The organism is Fictibacillus sp. EA-CB0309 (assembly GCF_055814265.1).
The window spans coordinates 2,774,313-2,791,215 of record NZ_CP169271.1; the positions used below are offsets into that span (position 1 = coordinate 2,774,313).

The 16,903-nt window shown below is 38.8% G+C and carries 22 protein-coding genes and 3 pseudogenes; 9 read left to right on the forward strand and 16 right to left on the reverse strand.

Annotated elements, in window-relative coordinates; translation table 11 throughout:
- Nucleotides 1-190: 190 nt before the first annotated feature.
- From ACEWFH_RS15485 to ACEWFH_RS15510, 6 genes and pseudogenes are all read right to left on the reverse strand, one after another.
- Nucleotides 191-373: a hypothetical protein gene (locus ACEWFH_RS15485; RefSeq protein ID WP_473724700.1), complete on the reverse strand. Its 183-nt coding sequence runs from the start codon at nucleotides 371-373 to the stop codon at nucleotides 191-193.
- A gap of 195 nt (nucleotides 374-568) precedes the next feature.
- Nucleotides 569-1,358 (reverse strand): annotated as a pseudogene (locus tag ACEWFH_RS15490) (DeoR/GlpR family DNA-binding transcription regulator).
- A gap of 286 nt (nucleotides 1,359-1,644) precedes the next feature.
- Nucleotides 1,645-1,968 carry a nucleoside triphosphate pyrophosphohydrolase gene (locus tag ACEWFH_RS15495; protein WP_473724701.1) on the reverse strand — a complete coding sequence of 108 codons (324 nt, stop codon included), beginning with the start codon at nucleotides 1,966-1,968 and terminating at the stop codon, nucleotides 1,645-1,647.
- 67 nt (nucleotides 1,969-2,035) lie between these two features.
- Nucleotides 2,036-3,070: a YkvI family membrane protein gene (locus ACEWFH_RS15500; protein ID WP_473724702.1), complete on the reverse strand. Its 1,035-nt coding sequence runs from the start codon at nucleotides 3,068-3,070 to the stop codon at nucleotides 2,036-2,038.
- Between the two features lie 106 nt (nucleotides 3,071-3,176).
- On the reverse strand, nucleotides 3,177-4,286 hold the full coding sequence (locus ACEWFH_RS15505; RefSeq protein ID WP_473724703.1) for a GGDEF domain-containing protein: 1,110 nt from the start codon (nucleotides 4,284-4,286) through the stop codon (nucleotides 3,177-3,179).
- A 183-nt stretch (nucleotides 4,287-4,469) separates the two neighbouring features.
- Nucleotides 4,470-4,751, reverse strand: coding sequence for a hypothetical protein (locus tag ACEWFH_RS15510; protein WP_289496112.1), 282 nt, complete (start codon nucleotides 4,749-4,751; stop codon nucleotides 4,470-4,472).
- Nucleotides 4,752-4,957: 206 nt separating this feature from the next.
- On the opposite strand from ACEWFH_RS15510, the gene ACEWFH_RS15515 reads away from it, so the two are divergent.
- Nucleotides 4,958-5,371 (forward strand): phage holin family protein, encoded by a 414-nt coding sequence (locus tag ACEWFH_RS15515; protein ID WP_473724704.1) that lies wholly within the window; start codon nucleotides 4,958-4,960, stop codon nucleotides 5,369-5,371.
- Nucleotide 5,372: 1 nt separating this feature from the next.
- On the opposite strand, the gene ACEWFH_RS15520 is transcribed toward ACEWFH_RS15515, so the two are convergent.
- The 4 genes from ACEWFH_RS15520 to ACEWFH_RS15535 form a co-directional block, all read right to left on the reverse strand.
- Complete coding sequence (locus ACEWFH_RS15520) at nucleotides 5,373-5,630, reverse strand: flagellar biosynthesis anti-sigma factor FlgM (RefSeq protein WP_473724705.1); 258 nt, start codon at nucleotides 5,628-5,630, stop codon at nucleotides 5,373-5,375.
- On the reverse strand, nucleotides 5,627-5,884 hold the full coding sequence (locus ACEWFH_RS15525; RefSeq protein ID WP_473724706.1) for a hypothetical protein: 258 nt from the start codon (nucleotides 5,882-5,884) through the stop codon (nucleotides 5,627-5,629). Before ACEWFH_RS15525 ends, ACEWFH_RS15520 begins: the two co-directional genes overlap by 4 nt.
- 132 nt (nucleotides 5,885-6,016) lie before the next feature.
- Complete coding sequence (locus ACEWFH_RS15530) at nucleotides 6,017-6,172, reverse strand: hypothetical protein (protein ID WP_473724707.1); 156 nt, start codon at nucleotides 6,170-6,172, stop codon at nucleotides 6,017-6,019.
- Nucleotides 6,160-6,285, reverse strand: coding sequence for a hypothetical protein (locus ACEWFH_RS15535; protein WP_473724708.1), 126 nt, complete (start codon nucleotides 6,283-6,285; stop codon nucleotides 6,160-6,162). Before ACEWFH_RS15535 ends, ACEWFH_RS15530 begins: the two co-directional genes overlap by 13 nt.
- 249 nt (nucleotides 6,286-6,534) lie before the next feature.
- Between ACEWFH_RS15535 and ACEWFH_RS15540 the strand changes: the two genes are divergently transcribed.
- Nucleotides 6,535-7,824, forward strand: a complete 1,290-nt coding sequence (locus tag ACEWFH_RS15540) for a purine/pyrimidine permease (protein WP_473724709.1) — start codon at nucleotides 6,535-6,537, stop codon at nucleotides 7,822-7,824.
- 41 nt (nucleotides 7,825-7,865) lie between these two features.
- On the opposite strand, the gene ACEWFH_RS15545 is transcribed toward ACEWFH_RS15540, so the two are convergent.
- Nucleotides 7,866-8,747 carry an alpha/beta fold hydrolase gene (locus ACEWFH_RS15545; protein ID WP_473724710.1) on the reverse strand — a complete coding sequence of 294 codons (882 nt, stop codon included), beginning with the start codon at nucleotides 8,745-8,747 and terminating at the stop codon, nucleotides 7,866-7,868.
- A 24-nt stretch (nucleotides 8,748-8,771) separates the two neighbouring features.
- Nucleotides 8,772-9,143: a hypothetical protein gene (locus ACEWFH_RS15550; protein WP_473724711.1), complete on the reverse strand. Its 372-nt coding sequence runs from the start codon at nucleotides 9,141-9,143 to the stop codon at nucleotides 8,772-8,774.
- 113 nt (nucleotides 9,144-9,256) lie between these two features.
- Here ACEWFH_RS15550 and ACEWFH_RS15555 point away from each other — a divergent pair, with 113 nt between their 5' ends.
- A complete protein-coding gene (locus ACEWFH_RS15555) occupies nucleotides 9,257-9,805 on the forward strand; it encodes a ribonuclease FAU-1 family protein (RefSeq protein WP_473724712.1) in 549 nt (182 codons plus the stop codon).
- A 152-nt stretch (nucleotides 9,806-9,957) separates the two neighbouring features.
- The gene (locus tag ACEWFH_RS15560) at nucleotides 9,958-10,101 is read left to right on the forward strand and encodes a hypothetical protein (protein ID WP_473724713.1); all 144 of its coding nucleotides are present in this window, start codon (nucleotides 9,958-9,960) and stop codon (nucleotides 10,099-10,101) included.
- 45 nt (nucleotides 10,102-10,146) lie between these two features.
- Here the strand turns inward: ACEWFH_RS15560 and ACEWFH_RS15565 are convergent, their stop codons facing one another.
- Together ACEWFH_RS15565 and ACEWFH_RS15570 are read right to left on the reverse strand one after the other, a co-directional pair.
- The gene (locus ACEWFH_RS15565) at nucleotides 10,147-10,380 is read right to left on the reverse strand and encodes a hypothetical protein (protein WP_473724714.1); all 234 of its coding nucleotides are present in this window, start codon (nucleotides 10,378-10,380) and stop codon (nucleotides 10,147-10,149) included.
- A gap of 117 nt (nucleotides 10,381-10,497) precedes the next feature.
- Nucleotides 10,498-11,073, reverse strand: coding sequence for a cysteine hydrolase family protein (locus ACEWFH_RS15570; protein ID WP_473724715.1), 576 nt, complete (start codon nucleotides 11,071-11,073; stop codon nucleotides 10,498-10,500).
- A 293-nt stretch (nucleotides 11,074-11,366) separates the two neighbouring features.
- On the opposite strand from ACEWFH_RS15570, the pseudogene ACEWFH_RS15575 reads away from it, so the two are divergent.
- Nucleotides 11,367-11,852, forward strand: a pseudogene (locus tag ACEWFH_RS15575) (LysE family transporter); the annotation flags it as partial.
- A gap of 50 nt (nucleotides 11,853-11,902) precedes the next feature.
- On the opposite strand, the gene ACEWFH_RS15580 reads toward ACEWFH_RS15575, so the two are convergent.
- The gene (locus tag ACEWFH_RS15580; protein ID WP_473724716.1) at nucleotides 11,903-12,631 is read right to left on the reverse strand and encodes a TraR/DksA C4-type zinc finger protein; all 729 of its coding nucleotides are present in this window, start codon (nucleotides 12,629-12,631) and stop codon (nucleotides 11,903-11,905) included.
- Between the two features lie 332 nt (nucleotides 12,632-12,963).
- Here ACEWFH_RS15580 and ACEWFH_RS15585 point away from each other — a divergent pair, with 332 nt between their 5' ends.
- The 3 genes from ACEWFH_RS15585 to ACEWFH_RS15595 all read left to right on the forward strand — a co-directional run bounded on the left by ACEWFH_RS15585 (nucleotide 12,964) and on the right by ACEWFH_RS15595 (nucleotide 15,649).
- Nucleotides 12,964-14,460, forward strand: a complete 1,497-nt coding sequence (locus tag ACEWFH_RS15585) for an HD domain-containing phosphohydrolase (RefSeq protein ID WP_473724717.1) — start codon at nucleotides 12,964-12,966, stop codon at nucleotides 14,458-14,460.
- Nucleotides 14,461-14,475: 15 nt separating this feature from the next.
- Nucleotides 14,476-15,036: a GNAT family N-acetyltransferase gene (locus tag ACEWFH_RS15590; RefSeq protein WP_473724718.1), complete on the forward strand. Its 561-nt coding sequence runs from the start codon at nucleotides 14,476-14,478 to the stop codon at nucleotides 15,034-15,036.
- 385 nt (nucleotides 15,037-15,421) lie between these two features.
- Complete coding sequence (locus tag ACEWFH_RS15595; protein ID WP_473724719.1) at nucleotides 15,422-15,649, forward strand: hypothetical protein; 228 nt, start codon at nucleotides 15,422-15,424, stop codon at nucleotides 15,647-15,649.
- A 37-nt stretch (nucleotides 15,650-15,686) separates the two neighbouring features.
- Here the strand turns inward: ACEWFH_RS15595 and ACEWFH_RS15600 are convergent, their stop codons facing one another.
- Nucleotides 15,687-16,103, reverse strand: coding sequence for a hypothetical protein (locus tag ACEWFH_RS15600; RefSeq protein ID WP_473724720.1), 417 nt, complete (start codon nucleotides 16,101-16,103; stop codon nucleotides 15,687-15,689).
- A 195-nt stretch (nucleotides 16,104-16,298) separates the two neighbouring features.
- On the opposite strand from ACEWFH_RS15600, the pseudogene ACEWFH_RS15605 reads away from it, so the two are divergent.
- Nucleotides 16,299-16,858: pseudogene (locus tag ACEWFH_RS15605) on the forward strand (site-2 protease family protein); the annotation flags it as partial.
- Nucleotides 16,859-16,903 lie beyond the last annotated feature (45 nt).

Consider the following 16,903-nt stretch of genomic DNA (forward strand, 5'->3'; position numbering starts at 1 on the left):
ACCACAACTTTTTGCCTTGGCGAAAATCATCGTGCAATCAAGTTATATGTTCTGATCGTACAAAAGACGTTTGTCCATCTGAAAAAGACTATTGTCACTTTAACATAAACAAGTTTAAAATGTCACTACCTCCCAAAAAAGACAGTCTATTCAGTTTTTTGCAAAGGTTTTCTTTAAGGAGTTTAAAGGTTTAAAGCTCTTTTCTTCTTAGAAGCTGTTTTTTTATAAATGCTTTTTCCATCATGCTGTTGAGCTGACGTTCGAGTTCTTTTTTTGCTTTCAGATCCGATTCAACTCTGATCTTCTTTTTCAGTTCCCGAATGATCAGCTTTTGTTCAGCAGTAAAATGAGAAGAATGAAGGATTGGAATCACCTCATTTCCATATTCACTTTCAACTCTTTTTTTAAAGGCTGCAGCAAACTTAATGAAAACTACCTTTAAAAAAGAATAATGGAAACAAGATGCTTCAGCATGATGTTTGTAAGTAAATCTGACACTCTTTTTCTGATGGAATAAAAAAAAGACCTCTTCTGTTGAGGTCCTTTGTTTTGAGGATTTTGAAATTTATTATTCAGCTTCTGATTTTGTTTCTTGATTATGTGAGCTAGCAATGATGATCTTAACACCTTGCTGTTCGATAGCAGACAGGTGATCTCTTGGTGCTTCATCATCCGTAATAATCAAATCAAGATTAGAAGCCGGCCCTACATTCGCAAAAGCGTTAACACCAATCTTGTAATGTGGAAAAACACCGATACGCTTACGTGACACTTTACCCACTGCACTCATAAAGGCAGCTACTTCTGGATTTGCCGTGCTGATTCCGCGATCCGAAATTCCCCGCCTGTAGCGAACGACAAATCAAACGAATATTGACTGATCAGATTGGTGACTAAAGCGTCGGTCATGTTTCCTGAATTCTTCACTTTTCCTCCAACAACGTAAAGATCGATATTCTCTTTTTTGCGAAGTACATCTGCTGTTACGAGTGAGTTTGTCACAATCGTTAGTCGGTAGTCTGGCAGATGCTTTAAAATTTCATGGTGCATCCCGCCACCACTGAGAAAAATCGTATCATTTTCTTTGATGTACTTTACCGCTTCTCTTGCTATCGCTCTCTCATACTTGGATCCTTCACCATAACGAACTTCGTTGGATGCAGGTCCCCTTTTCACTTCAGTTACTGGAATCGCGCCGCCATGCGTGCGTTTGAGTAAACCATTATCCTCTAAAGAAGACAGGTCACGGCGGATCGAATCAATGGAAACTTGGAGAGCATCTGATAATTCCTTAGCAAGCACACGACCTTCGTTTTTAAGTACTTCTAAGATTTTTCTCTTCTTTCTTCAGAAAACATAATAATTTCCTCCATTACCTCTTATTTCCACGTGGTACTCTAATCATATGCGGGATTATGCTTGTTTGTCAAACATATTTTGCATGTTTTTTCCTGTTTTTTTCATTTTTAAATTAAAACAAGCTAAAAAACGCAAATATTTTTGCATGTTTTAGCTTGTTTTGTTATTAGTAGAAAGAAAATTTATTGAGAACCGCGCTAGTGTGTTACCCAAAGGAAGCTAGCGGGATGTCTTCCTGACAAATACAAATTCGATTAATTTGTATTTGTCTGGGGTCTGTCCCCCTCAGTCCTCCACTTTAATCAAGAACAACCGCTCGTGAAAGCGGCCTTGCTTTCTTGCTTTTTCCTGCCGGATTTCATCTAGTTCCCGTAAGGTGAGGTCATGCACTTTCGTTAAGGCAATCAAGATCTCAAATAGCTCTGCCAGTTCTTCAGCAGCATCCACTTCATTACCCGCCTCTCGATACTCCTTCACGCCATCTGCAAGCTTTTTCTTCAATTCACTCTCAAACTCCTGATTCCCCAGAATACGAAAGGTTCCCTTCTTTCCCGCCTGCTCGAGCAGTTCAGGTATTTTATCACGAACTAATTTATTGTAATACACCATTGGCTCTGTTCCCTTCCAACAATTTCACATCAAATCGTTACAAACATATATCCTATACAAACTATATTCAGTCCTTTAGTTTTTTAGCCGATATAACTACCAAAAATAAAAGAGCGATCATCCCAAACACCGGATATAAATAATGAAGAAGCTCTGAATACCCTACTTGGCTTAACAGATAGCTGCCAGCCATTAAAAAAATGATGATGACTTGGTTTGATAACCTGACATTTCTTTGCAGTGCGCCTGCCAGTCCAAAAATATTGCCGATTAATGTGGAGAAGATCTCACCATAGATCACAAAAACAAAAATGTAATGTACTGCTATTCCAAGACCGCCAACAATTTCAGCGATCGGTATCTCATAACTTAATACTCGCGGAACCGAATACAGCACGTACTGGCTGTTTAATAGAATGAAGGTTAAGCCTAAACCGCCTAAGAACCCGCCCCATTTGATTACCGATTCGTCTTCCGCCTCTCGCGATAATGGGACAAGAACAGCTTGGGCCAGCGTTAAGTTAAAGGCAGCGTAAGCAAAGGGACTAACAATCCATCTCCAATGCCCAACAAAATCACTTGAAACGAAGAGCTGTCTCCCACCGGAAAAATCAAACATCGAAACAGATAGAACAACGGAAAACAAGATCATTACAGGTACGATCAGTGAATTTGTCCAAAGAATGCCTTCTATTCCCCGTTTCATCACCAAATACGTGAAACACAAAGTCATAATGATACCTGCTTGAAACGGCAAGTGCAGCTGTTCCCAAAACAGCGCTCCCGCTCCTGACAACATGACACCTGTTACACCAAATAGCATAATGAGCATCAATATGTTTACGACTTTTGATACAGTGGGGCCGAATAAATACTGGTTCATTTCATCAAAAGACGACGCACCGAGACGTTTCGCCATGATCATTAACTTTGTACCGATGACAATAAACAGGAAACCACTGATCAGAATCCCTGCAAAACCGGCTGAGCCATGTATCGTAAAAAACTCTACGATCTCTCTGCCCGTAGCAAATCCAGCACCTACCACTGTGCCGATGTAAGTGGCGGCAATCTGCAATATTTGTTTCATCCGTCCACTCATGCCCTCACCTCCATGGCCATATCTTTACAAACATATGCATGGACAAGGATTTTAGAAGAAAAGAAAAAACAGCAAGGTACATTCCCTGCTGCTCTAAATATATCTATTAAATTTGGATAGCTCCATTACACTCTTGTATGATAACCCGATTCTTCCCTTGCCTTTTCGCTACATACAGACTGTTATCTGCTCCTTCAAAGAAAGCCTGTTTGTGCATGCCCGCTCTGTACGTTTGCAGTCCCACACTGATCGTCACATGCTCTTCTTTGATTTCAGGATGCTCCAAGTTCTGCACAACTCGCCTTACTTTTTCTAACAATGCGAATGCTTCTTCTTCATTAATATCATTTAGTATGACAACAAACTCTTCACCGCCGTATCGTGCGGCAAAATCGTCAGTTGTAACATTATCTTTAATCGCTGTGGCAATCCGCTTTAGTACGATATCACCTATGCCGTGTCCATACGTATCATTGATCTTCTTAAAGTTATCTATATCCATCACGGCTAAGTGTACGGGATAATGGTAGGTTTCAGCCTGAAGCAATAAGACATCCATATATTCATAAAATGCCATGTGATTATAAAGACCAGTCAACGCATCCGTTTTTACTTGCTTTTCCATGATCGTTGATTTCACCATAAGATCTTGATGATCCGCTTGTGCTTTATTTAAATGTATTGCAATTTCGTAGCCTCTGCTCATTATACCGATGCAAACTGCGGTGGACGTAATTAAAATACATATCATGGAGAGCTGATCCATCAGATCATTCATTTCTCTTGAAACAGGGTGAAACGTTGAAATCACAAGATAGATAATCGAACTGAAAGCAAAAGACAACCAAACTTTTTTCTTTTTAAAATAAATCGTTGAGATCAGCATAGGAAAGAACAAACTCGTGTACATCACATACATTTCAGAATGAACACTGATTAAGATGGCAGAGAACATACTAGCTGCTCCGATTATGATGTAATCTACATATTTCGTTCGCTTTCTAAAGCTCCATTCAGCAAATAAAGTCGTAAGTGTCAAAAGCACGGTAGGTAAAACGATATACGATACTAAAAATTCCCCTATTGGCCTTAAGGTTATAAAACTATTTATGACCTCTACACACACAGACACAAAGATTACAACCCAAAATACATTTAATATTTTCCGGTTCCACGCGATGTGATTCAAGTGTGCAGGCAGGTGTGGTTTACCCAATTTATTCACCCCATCTACACGTTTCCAATTTTTATTATAACATTATTTTCCTGTGCCAATCACTTTTATTACTTTACCTTATATTTAAAAACAAATGGCTCTTTTCCCTCTAAAAAATCGATATATACATCAAAAAACGCACAGCAGGAATGATCCAGCTGTGCGATTATTATCATTTAATTATCATTTTATTTTTACTCGTTTTTTCTTAGGTAACTTATCCAAGAGCCAGCCTCTGCCCACTTCACAAAAACGAATCGGCATCTCAAGCGTTGCCAGTATCTTATCCTTTCCGTGGATAGTGAGTAATCCTGTTTCTTCATTAACATGGTCGACTACCGCATTCTCCGTTCCAGAGAGCGGGAACGCCCATTTGTTGTTACCAGAGTCTTTAATTTTAATCATTCTTCCGTCACAAGATACTTTGTGGCAATGTGGAGGCAAGCCTAACGTAATTTTGTTCATTGCATTTCTTTCCTCCCTTTCCGGATTTGTTTCATTGTAACAGATATAGTGCGTGTCTGACTGCTTATTTTTTAAATTTTTTGACTATTTAACACATTTGAAATAAACCTTCAAATAATTAGGAGGACAAGCTATAGGCATATGCCATTTCGGGTCTGAATGTACAAGCATATACTATATTAATGAAGAATAAGGGGGATTTTTGAGTGGAAAAATGGTCTATGTTTTATCATTCCGGTGTCATTTCGATAGGAGCCGTTACCAGTTACTTATTTGGAACGCCGAGTATGCTGTTTAAAACACTCGTTCTTTTTGTCGTATTAGACTATTTAACAGGTATGGCTGCAGCTGCATATGAAGGAAAGTTAAATAGCAATGTCGGCTTTAAAGGTATTCTTAAAAAAATTATGATCTTCACGATTGTAGCAATCGCCCATTCTCTCGACCAATTACTAGGTGGCTACTTTATTCAATCCGCTACCATCTTTTTTTATCTATCCAATGAATTGTTGTCTATGATTGAAAATGCAGGCAGGTTGAATGTTCCTATACCGCCGTTCATAAAAAATGCCGTTTCTCTGTTAAAACAGAAAAGCGGCACTAATAACAAAAATAATTAAATTAATTGGAATAAAACTGTGAGATCTTTTTAGCAATCTCTTGTGCATTGATCTGGTACTCCCCAGCGTCAATGCGCTTTTTTATTTCAAGAAGTTTCTTTTCTCTTATGTTTAACTGAGCATTTTCATGCAGCACTTTAGCTTCGTTCGATATGTATAGTTCGTCTTTAGCGAATGTTGGCGGCTTAACAGAAGGCTGCTGATATAGCTTATTTACATCATTTTTTCGTTGAACGGGTTGTTGTCCATCAATTCTCATGATTTCACCTCTTCTGTATAATTAATCGTTCCAAGCCATTTCCATTGATCATCATAATCCAGGTTGTCCAACAATCTGAAAAACAATTCCTGACCCGATGTATCCCATTTCACTTCGAACTCATTTCCGTTTTCTTTATCCTTGCAAAAAGAATGAATCCACTGTGAAGTAAACAAGTAAGGCGTAAACTGTTCAAAGTCTAATAGATGTTTCTCTAACCATTGAATGACATCATCATTTGTAAGTTTCTGCATCAATAGAATCGTCCTTTGTTTGTGGTCGTCTTAACCTGTGCCTATATATTTCGGTCCTGCTTCATTCTTTATGGGTATAGCCGAAAAATATTTCACAGAAAATTCTTACCTCTTGATGTTTTTTCTTTATTGTCAATCTTTGTTGCTCTTGAAAGTATTGATTTCCGTTTCAGATGCTCGCTTTCCGTGGGGCAGGCGGTGAGCCACATTTGTACGTTTCACTCTTAAGTGTCTCACCTGTCTAGTTGCAGTGGCTAGCCCCTCGAGGTCAAAAGCTAAATGGTCCAAAAGGCAAAGTGCGCCTTCATAGCCCATTCATCTTTTGCTTGTCGGGGCTGAACGAGCCACTTCCACTTTTCGGACTGCCCGTCTGTCCCGCAGGACAAGGAAGGCTTCGGCATCGACACATCGCACGAAGAAAATTTGAAGTTCAATTTTCTAGGAGTCTCGCATCTTACACTTCAATCAACTTGTCAACGAAGAATTCTTCCAAGGTATTACAAGATACTCCAAAAACAAAAATCTGTTAGAAAGGAGCCAATGCATTAAACTTACCCATTCAACTCTACCTTTTAAACATCTTTCCTTCCTAAGTATTCTTTATAAGGTCTATAATAGAATGGAAGAAATACATAACAGTAGGTGTTTTCATGAAATTAACGTTTTCCTCACTTCAGTGGATGGTTTTTATTCTTGCAGGCAGTTTAGTTGCCCCAATTGCCATTGGAGATGCTTTTGGAATGACACAGGCAGAAACTGCGGATTTGCTGCAACGCTCTTTTTTAATCATTGGGGGCTCTGCTATTCTACAAGTCTTGTTTGGCCACAAATTACCGATTAACGAAGGACCAGCAGGGTTATGGTGGGGAGTTTTCACAGTATACGCAGGTATTGTAGCATCCGGTGCACTAACGGCTTCAGATGGTTTACAGCAACTGACTGCCGGCATGCTGATCAGCGGCGTTCTCTTCTTTTTACTCGGTGCGTTTCGCATCATAAACTCAATTAGAGCTCTGTTTACTCCTTTAGTAACTGGAACTTACTTAATCCTGCTTGTCTCTCAACTAAGTGGTTCTTTTATAAAGGGAATGCTCGGGATCGGATATCTTCAGGAAAGTGCGGATACTAAAGTAGCCATTGCTTCTTTATTTATCTTAGTGTTGTCGATCGTCTTAGGAAAATCTCGCGTGAAATGGCTTAGAAGTTATTCTATTCTCATTTCCTTATTACTTGGATGGGGACTTTTCAAACTATTAAACTTAACAAAAGAAACGATGCACTCTAACGAAATTTTTGCATTTCCAGAATTATTAGCATGGGGAATGCCCCAATTATCAGCAGGAACGGTTCTAACTTCACTCTTCGTCGGAATGCTCTTACTGACCAACATGGTGGCAAGCATTAACGTTGTTGAAAAGGCGTATGAATCAGAAAATGAAGATTACAAACCTATCAATTATAACCGTTCATCTATCATGATGGGACTTAACACATGGATCGCAGGCTTGTTTTCAGCCGTTGCGAGTGTTCCGATCTCAGGTGCATCTGGTTTTATACTAACGACTAAAATGTTCAGCAGGATGGCGTTTATTATTGGTAATGCCCTGATTATTTTGATCAGCTTTTTCCCGCCGCTCACTTTTTTCTTTGCTGGCATTCCCGCTCCAGTCGGATACGCAACCATCTTCCTGCCCTTTTCCAGCATGATTGGATTAGCGTTTAAAGAATACAAGAACGCGTTAAAGTCAGAAACGAATTTGTTTATTATCAGTACTTCACTAATGGTTGGAATCGGAAGTCTCTTCATCCCAGCTGCCGCCTTAAAAGAATGGCCAAATATAATCGTCACCCTTTTAAGCAATGGTCTGATTATGGGTATGCTTACATGTATGGCACTCGAACAATTTTTCAAGAGAAGAAAATTACGTCCAAATCAATAAAAGAAATAAGGGCCCCTTATTAGTTAAAGGGCCCTTATCTATTACCTGCTGCTATTCTGTGAAATGGGAAGCTGAGCGTGAAACTCTTGTATCGCTTCTGCCAATTCTTTTTCATGATCATACATCATTAAATGTGTAGTATTAGGAATCAAGACTGTTCTGCTGTATGGTAATCCTTTAGACGCTATCTCAATAAAGCGCATGGACTTTTCTAGATGGCTTTCTTTTTCAGCCGGTAAAAACAAGACAGGACACTCTACTTTTTCGTACCAAGTTAAGAAATCAACATAGTAGATTTCAGAAATGATTTTCTTCATGGTATCCTCTGTAGTGATCGCACCCACTGTTCCGTTTTCTTTTACACGCGGTTCAAAATGTTCTATATAGTTTGCTCTCGCCTCATTCCAAGGCTCCCAGTTTTCGCGGTAATACTGCTTAAAAGATTCTACCGATTCATAATCAGGATCAAACTGACCTTCGTATTTAGCAAGATGGTCTTCCAGCGACTCATCAAAAAGTCCATCTTCACCCGTATCATTAATCATAGCGCCATCTATATTAACCAGTGATTGCACTCGCTCCTTACGCATCGCTGCAAAATATAATCCAACCATACAGCCATATGAGCTTCCAACAAGATGAGCTTTATCCACTTTAAAATGATTTAAAACACTTTCTAAATCGTTCGCTGTGTCTTCGAACGTGTAGCCCTCGTTCGGTTGTCCAGATTTCCCGTGGCCTCTCAAATCATACGTTAAAACTCTATAATTTTTTGTAAAGTATTTGATTACCGGCTGCCACGCTTGTGCGATACCGCCTAAATAATGAATAAATACAATCGTCTCGCCACTTCCTCCGAGGTCATATGCTGTAATGTTCGTTCCGTCAGGTGAAGTTAACACGTGTGTTTCAGCTTTAAACATTTATATTACCTCCTCTTTCATACGTCACTGCAAATTCGGGTTATCACGTTTGTCGATTTCCATTAATTTGTTTCTTATATCTTTTTCCATGTCTCGTTCAAAAAAAGTAGCGAATTTACTTAAATAAGCAATGCTATCTGCAATTTCCTTTCCAATATCCTCTGCTATTTCATGTTTGGCTCTCATAAAAGCTTCTTCTTTCTCCATGCCAGCTTCATTTAAAAAATATGCCGTGTTCAACATTTTTCTAAGTTCTTCAGCAATTTCAGCGATCTCGGTCGTTAAGAGCATATGATTTAGCAAAAGAGATGCTGTGCTTTTATCAGCACCTTCCCGGCTGATCTCCCAGCCTTTTCTCAATTGAAATTCTTCTAACTCTTTGTGGATTTTCTTCATTCGTGTATTCCTCCGTTTTGCAGCATTACATCTACAAAGTTCTACTCTATTCTCTGAAATCCTTTCTATTTTCATAAGAAACTGCTATACTTTTACAAAATCTGGAGGTGCGTATGGAACACAAAACAGCTGACCGACCGAATTGGAAAAGAGTCACAGATCGTGATTTTGAGGTTACACATAAAGAGAATTCTTGTTTTAAAGGAAAAGTAACAGCCATACATCTAAAACAAGTATCAGAACCACTCGTTGTTCATTATAAGAATCATGATGTATGTATAGCCGATTCTGGTTACACATGGCTCCAACATTTTCCAGAAGGTGAAAAATACACGATCACAACCGTACTGGATTCCAACGGTGAAGTTGTGCAATTCTATATCGATATGTGTATGGATCATGGAGTGAATGAAGATGGCATACCATGGTTTGATGATCTATACCTTGATATTGTGATACTTCCTGACAAAGAGCTCTTTTTACTTGATGACAATGAGCTGATGGAAGCTTTCGACAAGGGCGATATCAATGACAAGGATATGAAACTAGCACATGAAACTGCACAAAAAATCATCTCCAAGTATAAAAACGGAGAGTTCGAACACCTCGAAACATGCATAGAACACTCTCAGGAATGGTATCGTGAGAAGAGGTTTGTTTAATATTCAGCATTAGTTAAACAATGCAAGATAGTAAGGAAAACTGGGAAATATTCAGCGGAAAGTGAGTTGATTTACTTGCTTCTATACCTAAAAGATCGTTATTTTTGTATTATTATGTTTTTTCTCCATTGACAAGTTGATTGGAGGGGAAGGTGCGAGACTCCTGCGGGACAAGCGGTCAGGTGAGACACTTAAGAGTGAAACGTACGAATGTGGCTCACCGCCTGCCCCGCGGAAAGCGAGCAGCCTGGAGCGGAAATCAACCACTTTTAACCCAGCCTGAATTTCTAAAATAACCCCCAATAAAAAACCAGAGGAACAGCTCCCTCTGGTTTGATTCTTTACTTAACAGGTTGATTTTTTTCTAAGAAACGCAGCGCATCTTCAACTTCGTCTAGAACTTGTGAACCGACAATTCCTTCTTCTTCATCTAAATAAGTAACCTGGAAATACCCACTCTCACCTTGTGGTACATATCTCATACGAACGAGTTCACGCTGCTGATCTTCTTCTCTCCAAAACTCTAATTCTTGTTCAGGATTGTTCATCAATTTTTCTATCTGATCATTATTCATCTGTAAGACACCTCTAGCTTACGCTGTTTAATTTTGTATATTCATTTTTACCCTAAAATAAACCCTCTAAACCATTAGCAGTTTACGACATTTCCTGGGGAATATTGTCTATGTCTGTTATTGAATGTAATGAGAGGACCTGCCCCATTTCGCCAATGCCTCTTCCGTGCTCAATATTTCTGCAAATTCATTATGCAGATGTGAAATGGCAGATTCATGAACGTCTTGAGCCGAAAATTCTCTCCCATCATATGAAACGATCGCAAAAGCAGCTGTTGCGTCATGGATAAAAGAAACACCAAATCCATAGTTCGCTGCCATTCTGGCCGTGGTAGAAACACAATGATTAGTTGTCAAACCTACAATGATAATTTGTTCAATTTCTTTCTTCTCTAATTCTTCCTTTAAATCTGTTCCAATAAAAGCGCTGTTTACACTTTTTATAAAAAGTGGTTCGTTTTCTTTCGGTTCAAAACCTGTTTTCAACTGATAACCTAACTTTGTTGGATGAAGTGGAGCCATCTCGTTTTCGGATTGATGCTGTACATGAAAGACAGGTAATTTCGCCTTTCTGAATGCATCCAGCAAAATAAGCATATTCACTTCAGCATTTGGATTGTTGCGTTCTCCCCAAAATTCAGCTTCATCAAATCCCTTTTGAACATCAATGATAAGTAAGCACGCTTTTTTCACGATACAGACTCCTTTTATACATTATAGGTTGTCTTACTAAATTACTTTTTCGATGAAGTTTTTATTTTTCCTTCCGTAATATTGCCGACAAGCTTTTCATATTTTGAAGTAAGATAGACAAGCCTTGCGAATGGAGGGGTGCTTTTGAGTGATTTTATGTTGTTAAGTATTCATTTCATCGTGCTTGGCATCAGTCTAGCAGTGCCTGTTGGACCCATTAAATTTGAGATGATCAGAAGGGATTAAGCGGGGGCTTTTGGCCGTCATGGCTTGTTGGTCTAGGAGCCGTTTGTGCTGATTTTATTTTTATGTTCCTTGTCTTCATTGGTCTTGCTCCCTTTCTGCAATATCAACCTGTTCAGCTCGCTATGCTTTCTATAGGTATCGTGATGCTTGGTTATCTCGGCAGCACAACGATAAAGAGCGCTTTTTCTTCAAAAGCCTTGCTTCATAATAAAAACCATACAATCAACAAAAACCCTTTTTGGACAGGTTTTATAATCGCTCTTATGAATCCATACAATTTTATGTTTTGGTTTGGAGTATATGGAGGCGCACTTCAAAGCATCCCTTCTTCAACAGGAGAATTGGTCAAGGTCGGGTTAAGCTTATGTATAATAGCAGGCATTATACTCTGGAATTTAAACGTGGCATTTACCGTTCACTTCTTTCGATCACTCGTCAACGAAAACACAGTAAGATGGATAACAGGTTTAGCTGGCTTAGGGTTGATCGGATTCTCGGGCTTTCTCTTGTATAAGTTACTTTGTAATTTTTAACGCAACAAAAGGCGCTAACACAATTATGGTCAGCGCCTTTATATATCCTCTTAATTATCGTACTTATCTTTGTCTAATTGTCTTTCTTCTTCTCGATCTAACTCTTCTTCATATTCTTCATGATTTCGGTTGTGTATGACATTTCTTTCTGTACCAGTAATGTCTGTTGCCACGAAACTTTCATACTCTTCTACAAATCCATCATCATCATCTGAATCTTCATACATTTCGTTATAATCTCTTTTATCAGGATCTGTAAAATCTGATGGTGTTTCACTTGTGCCATACTTTGCAACGGATTGCCATGAATCTTCTGCATCAAAGAACGTAGCATCTTTCCCGTCGTTGCTTCTTCTTTTATAATCCGGACCAGACACAGCTTCTTCTACAGGTCGATCATCTGATGAATTTTGACCGGGACTGTGTTCTTTACAATAAAGTGTAAAAGGAACAGCTTCTAAACGTTCTTTAATGATATCTTGTCCACATGTTTTACAAACTCCATAATCACCATCATCTATGCTTTTTAACGCTGCATCAATGTCTTCCAGTTCTTTTTCGTGGAGATCGTTTAAAGCGATATCTTTTTCTTTTTCAAATAATTCGGTTCCTAAATCCCCTGGGTGGTTATCGTAATTAGATAGTTCACCCGTTGATTCTTTCGGAAATTCTGTATCATTTCCAAATGAGTCGTTTCTTTCTCTCATTTCTTTTATCTCATCTTTTCGTGATAGTAAAATTTGTTTAAAATGGTCCTTTTCTTGTGTAGTTAATGACATGATTTAAGCTCCCTTCCTACATCCTTATACCATTTCATACCCGTTTTTCTTAATAATTATCCATCCCGTGTATTTTGCACCATTCGTACTCATGCTATACTTAAGAACATTCGATCTAACTACTCTATAAAATCCACTCATAAACCTCAAAAAGTTTGTTCCATACTTAAAAATGAATGCGAAAAATTTTTAAAAATCCGTTTTTTGGATCTTTCTACCCATTTTTCTGCAAAAAATGTAAAAAAGTGTTGAAAAATTGCTTTTTTTCCAAGTTTTTGTAAGGTATGCTATTAGTATGTTTTTAAAAGTAATAGTAAGAAAGGCGGGTGAACATGAAGATTTATGACCAGTTTGAAAGACGTTTATTAAAAAACTATATGATTGGATCCAGCGCTGCTGTTTTAGGTGTTGGTGGCGTCTTTCTTTTTACTACACTCCGTTTTTCAACTTATGAATTTTTTGTCTTGTGCGGAATACTTGTTTCATCGTCAATTGTTATGTTCTTATTGGAATATGCATTTTTCCGTAGACACATTGCTGTATTCCGAAATTATTTTTCTAAAAAACATCCAGGATTACAACTAGCTGAAAAAGCTTATTTTCATGCTCATCATTTTCCGATTCGAACAGTTAAGCGCATACTTGGCCCGCACTTATTCGGATTATCTGTTCCCGCAGTCTGCTTAACAGCTTCGGCCATTTATTTTGATTACTTGTCTCTTCCCTACTATTACATCTATCTCGCTTCACTTGGAGCCATTTTAGTAGCAGGGATGCACGCAATCATTGAATTCTTTTTAACGACAAAAGCCGTTCAACCCGTTTTGCGCAACATTCAAGAACGTACACTAAAAGATCATGGAAAAATCCTTTCATTGGCGACTTCCAGACACATTTCTATTCAACGTAAAATCCAATGGAGCACGCTTTTTATCGGTACATTTCCTCTTCTTTTGTTCGCGTTAGCGAATCAAGTGCGATTGTTTCAGCTTTCTGCTCCAGTTAACGGATCATATTGGAGCTGGGCATTCTTTGTATTGCTAATCGGTATTTCATTTGCGATCTATGGCGCTTACCTTTTATTTAAAGATATTCAACAGCCTATGAACGAACTTCAAGCCGGAATGTATGAGGTACGAACAGGGAATTCCAATGCAAAAGTTGCCGATCTATATTCAGATGAATTCTCAAGGCTCATCAAAGGATTCAATCATATGGCTCAAGCGATCCAGTCACGTGAATACGAAAATAAGCAGCTATTAGAAAGCTTTTTTGCTACAATGGCAGCAACCCTTGACGCTCGTGATCCTTATACAGCAGGTCACAGTCTGCGTGTTGCGGATTATGCGATGAAGATCGGCCAGATGGCAGGACTGCCCTTTCAGCAGTTATTACAGCTTCGAAAAGCAGCATTGCTACACGATATCGGAAAGATTGGAATTCCGGACGTTGTATTGTTAAAAGAGGAAAAGTTAACACCAGAAGAGTTTGAATATATAAAAAAACACCCTGTAATTGGCGCAGATATTCTTGCTCAAGTTCAGCCATATGAAGCCATGCATCCATTATTACCAGGTGTGCGCTACCATCATGAACGCTATGATGGAAAAGGCTACCCAGAACAATTAAGCGGAGAAAACATCCCGATCTTTGGGCGGATTATAGCCGTTGCAGATGCTTATGATGCAATGACCTCTGACAGACCTTACCGCAAAGGAATGACACATGAAAAAGCATTAGCTATTTTAGAAGATGGTAAAGGAACTCAGTGGGATCCTTATTTAACACATCTTTTTGTAGAAGAGATGAAGCTTAAATCGATTTCTTAGCCAGGAGGTTTTAACTTGAATACATACGATCATTTCCCCCTCATTGAAACAGAAAGACTTCGGCTTAGACCCGTTTTAGAGTCTGATGTGAAGGAAATTTTTGAAACGTTCTCCGATGGGGATGCCCTTCAATACTATGGTATGGAACCATTAAAGACTGAAGATGATGCTATAGAGCTGATTGCGGCATTTGAAAAGGGATTTACAACGGGAAGCGCGATTCGTTGGGGTATTGTGCGAAAAGAAGAAGACAAACTGATTGGCACATGCGGTTTTCATAATTGGAGCAAGTCTGACCGCCGAACAGAGCTTGGATATGAACTCGGTCGCAAGTACTGGCATAATGGCTTTATGAATGAAGCGTTAAAGGCCATTCTTCATTATGGCTTTAACGGTATGGAATTTAACAGAATTGCAGCTGTGATCAGACCGGAAAATTCATCTTCACGTGCACTTGTAAAAAAGCTCGGATTCCATGAAGAAGCACTTTTAAAAGAGCACCAAAGAGCGGGCGATCAATTTTATGATATGTACATCTATTCATTGTTAAAAAAGAACGCAGACCTATCTAACTGATCGTTAAAACGAGAACTGAATCCATTATGATTCAGTTCTCGTTTATATGTTCAAACATGTCGAGCTATATAGCTATAGAACGGCTTCCAGTAAGAGGCTCACCACCATCTGCTCGTAAAAGCGAGCATCCTGTAACGGAAATCAACCACTTCCGCCCGCAACAATGATCTCCTTTATATTATCTATTTTGCCCTCTCCATGTTTCAAAATCGTTTTCTAGAGGTATGAAAAGGAAAAAGGAGGTAATACACATGGAACAAAAGGAGACGTTCTTTGTAACGGCGAAAGGCGATCTACAGCCCCTGCCTACTGATGATCATGTTCACTATTTTGAGATAAAAGCAACATATGACGAAAAGCAACAGTTGGAGCACCTTTTACACAAATGCACGCAAACAATAAACAAGAAGGCTTGGATATCTTTTCACCAAAAAGGCATTTTTCTGAGTCTCATGCTGAATACCATCGAGGGAAAGACAGTAAACTTGTATACGAATTATTCAGATACATCTACTTGTTAGGGACAGAAAAAACGAAGCGAGAAATTGAAGAGATGAATGTTTTGCCTGAATTGTATGAAGCTAGTCACTCCACAATTGAAAAAATAAAATAGCACCGGAATTTGCTTCCGGTGCTTTTCTTGTTCCATTTTATTCCCACTCGATCGATCCATCCTCTTTCACCCAAAACCGCACGATACCTAAATCGTCTAACGCCTGCCTGATTCTTTCGGCTTTTTCACGATATAACGGCGTATCTGGGTTCGCGAGCACTAAGGTTTTAGCTGGATTTTTCTCGTGACTGCTCAGCAAGTTTACAAACTGCGAACAAAATTCATCACTAGTTTCACTTTTCGGTGCTGCTTCTAGCTCTGATAAGTTTCCTTGTGCTGCAATTAACAATGTATGATATTCATTTGCTGCCGCTAAATCAACGCCGGCTATATCACCAATTCTTCCTGCTTCATATCCTTCACGTTTTAAATAAGCTTTCACTGCCGTTATTACTTCTGATTTATTCATAACAAATGCATCTGCACTTATAAATGGATGGTTTTGTAAAGCCAAAATCATCACTCCTTCTCATCTATACAAGTTTCGAGTCGATAAGATACCGATAGAGGGGTACTAAATGTCGTATACCCCTATTTTTTAAACAAAAAACCGCTACAGGAGGAATTTTCTGCAAAAGAGAAACTTCTTTCCCTTTTAACGTATTTCATTTAAGATATAAGTAAGAAACTATACTTGGGGGATTCACACATGGCTCAAAAAGCAGAAAAACAAAATCAATCCCGAATTTGGACCATTTTAGCGGGTATTGGGTTGTTTTTAATGAGTAAATTAAAATGGGTGTTCGGTCTATTAAAGTTAGGCAAGTTCGCAACACTCATTTCGATGTTTATATCGCTTGGTGCCTATGCGGCTTTTTATGGCTGGAAATTTGCAGTTGCCATCGTTTATTTAATTTTTGTCCATGAGATGGGTCATTTAGTTGCCGCAAAGCAAAAAGGATTAAAACATCACCCGCGATATTCATACCGTTTATGGGTGCGGCGATTGGTATGAAAGAAATGCCTAAAAACGCTAAAGACGAAGCTTATATCGCATATGCCGGTCCATTATTCGGACTCCTATCATTCTTGCCAGCGGTATTTCTTTATGAAACCACATCACAACCGTTCTGGGGGCTCGTTATCTTTTTAGGCGCATTGATCAATTTGTTTAACTTATTTCCTGTTTCACCGCTTGATGGAGGTCGGATTGTCGGTGTGTTATCAACGAAAATTTGGTTTATCGGTCTTTTGATCGTTATACCTTACTTATTCATCTCACCTGATCCGATCATTTTCTTAATTTTCTTGTTC

Coding starts and splice junctions, on each gene's coding strand:
- ACEWFH_RS15510 (WP_289496112.1), bottom strand. CDS start 4,751: ATGAACAAAATTACGTTAGGCTTGCCTCCACATTGCCACAAAGTATCT.
- ACEWFH_RS15535 (WP_473724708.1), bottom strand. CDS start 6,285: ATGCCGAAGCCTTCCTTGTCCTGCGGGACAGACGGGCAGTCCGAAAAG.
- ACEWFH_RS15550 (WP_473724711.1), bottom strand. CDS start 9,143: ATGAAGAAAATCCACAAAGAGTTAGAAGAATTTCAATTGAGAAAAGGC.
- ACEWFH_RS15525 (WP_473724706.1), bottom strand. CDS start 5,884: ATGCAGAAACTTACAAATGATGATGTCATTCAATGGTTAGAGAAACAT.
- ACEWFH_RS15545 (WP_473724710.1), bottom strand. CDS start 8,747: ATGTTTAAAGCTGAAACACACGTGTTAACTTCACCTGACGGAACGAAC.
- ACEWFH_RS15540 (WP_473724709.1), top strand. CDS start 6,535: ATGAAATTAACGTTTTCCTCACTTCAGTGGATGGTTTTTATTCTTGCA.
- ACEWFH_RS15520 (WP_473724705.1), bottom strand. CDS start 5,630: ATGAGAATTGATGGACAACAACCCGTTCAACGAAAAAATGATGTAAAT.
- ACEWFH_RS15595 (WP_473724719.1), top strand. CDS start 15,422: ATGCACGCAAACAATAAACAAGAAGGCTTGGATATCTTTTCACCAAAA.
- ACEWFH_RS15585 (WP_473724717.1), top strand. CDS start 12,964: ATGAAGATTTATGACCAGTTTGAAAGACGTTTATTAAAAAACTATATG.
- ACEWFH_RS15500 (WP_473724702.1), bottom strand. CDS start 3,070: ATGAGTGGACGGATGAAACAAATATTGCAGATTGCCGCCACTTACATC.
- ACEWFH_RS15555 (WP_473724712.1), top strand. CDS start 9,257: ATGGAACACAAAACAGCTGACCGACCGAATTGGAAAAGAGTCACAGAT.
- ACEWFH_RS15580 (WP_473724716.1), bottom strand. CDS start 12,631: ATGTCATTAACTACACAAGAAAAGGACCATTTTAAACAAATTTTACTA.
- ACEWFH_RS15565 (WP_473724714.1), bottom strand. CDS start 10,380: ATGAATAATGATCAGATAGAAAAATTGATGAACAATCCTGAACAAGAA.
- ACEWFH_RS15495 (WP_473724701.1), bottom strand. CDS start 1,968: ATGGTGTATTACAATAAATTAGTTCGTGATAAAATACCTGAACTGCTC.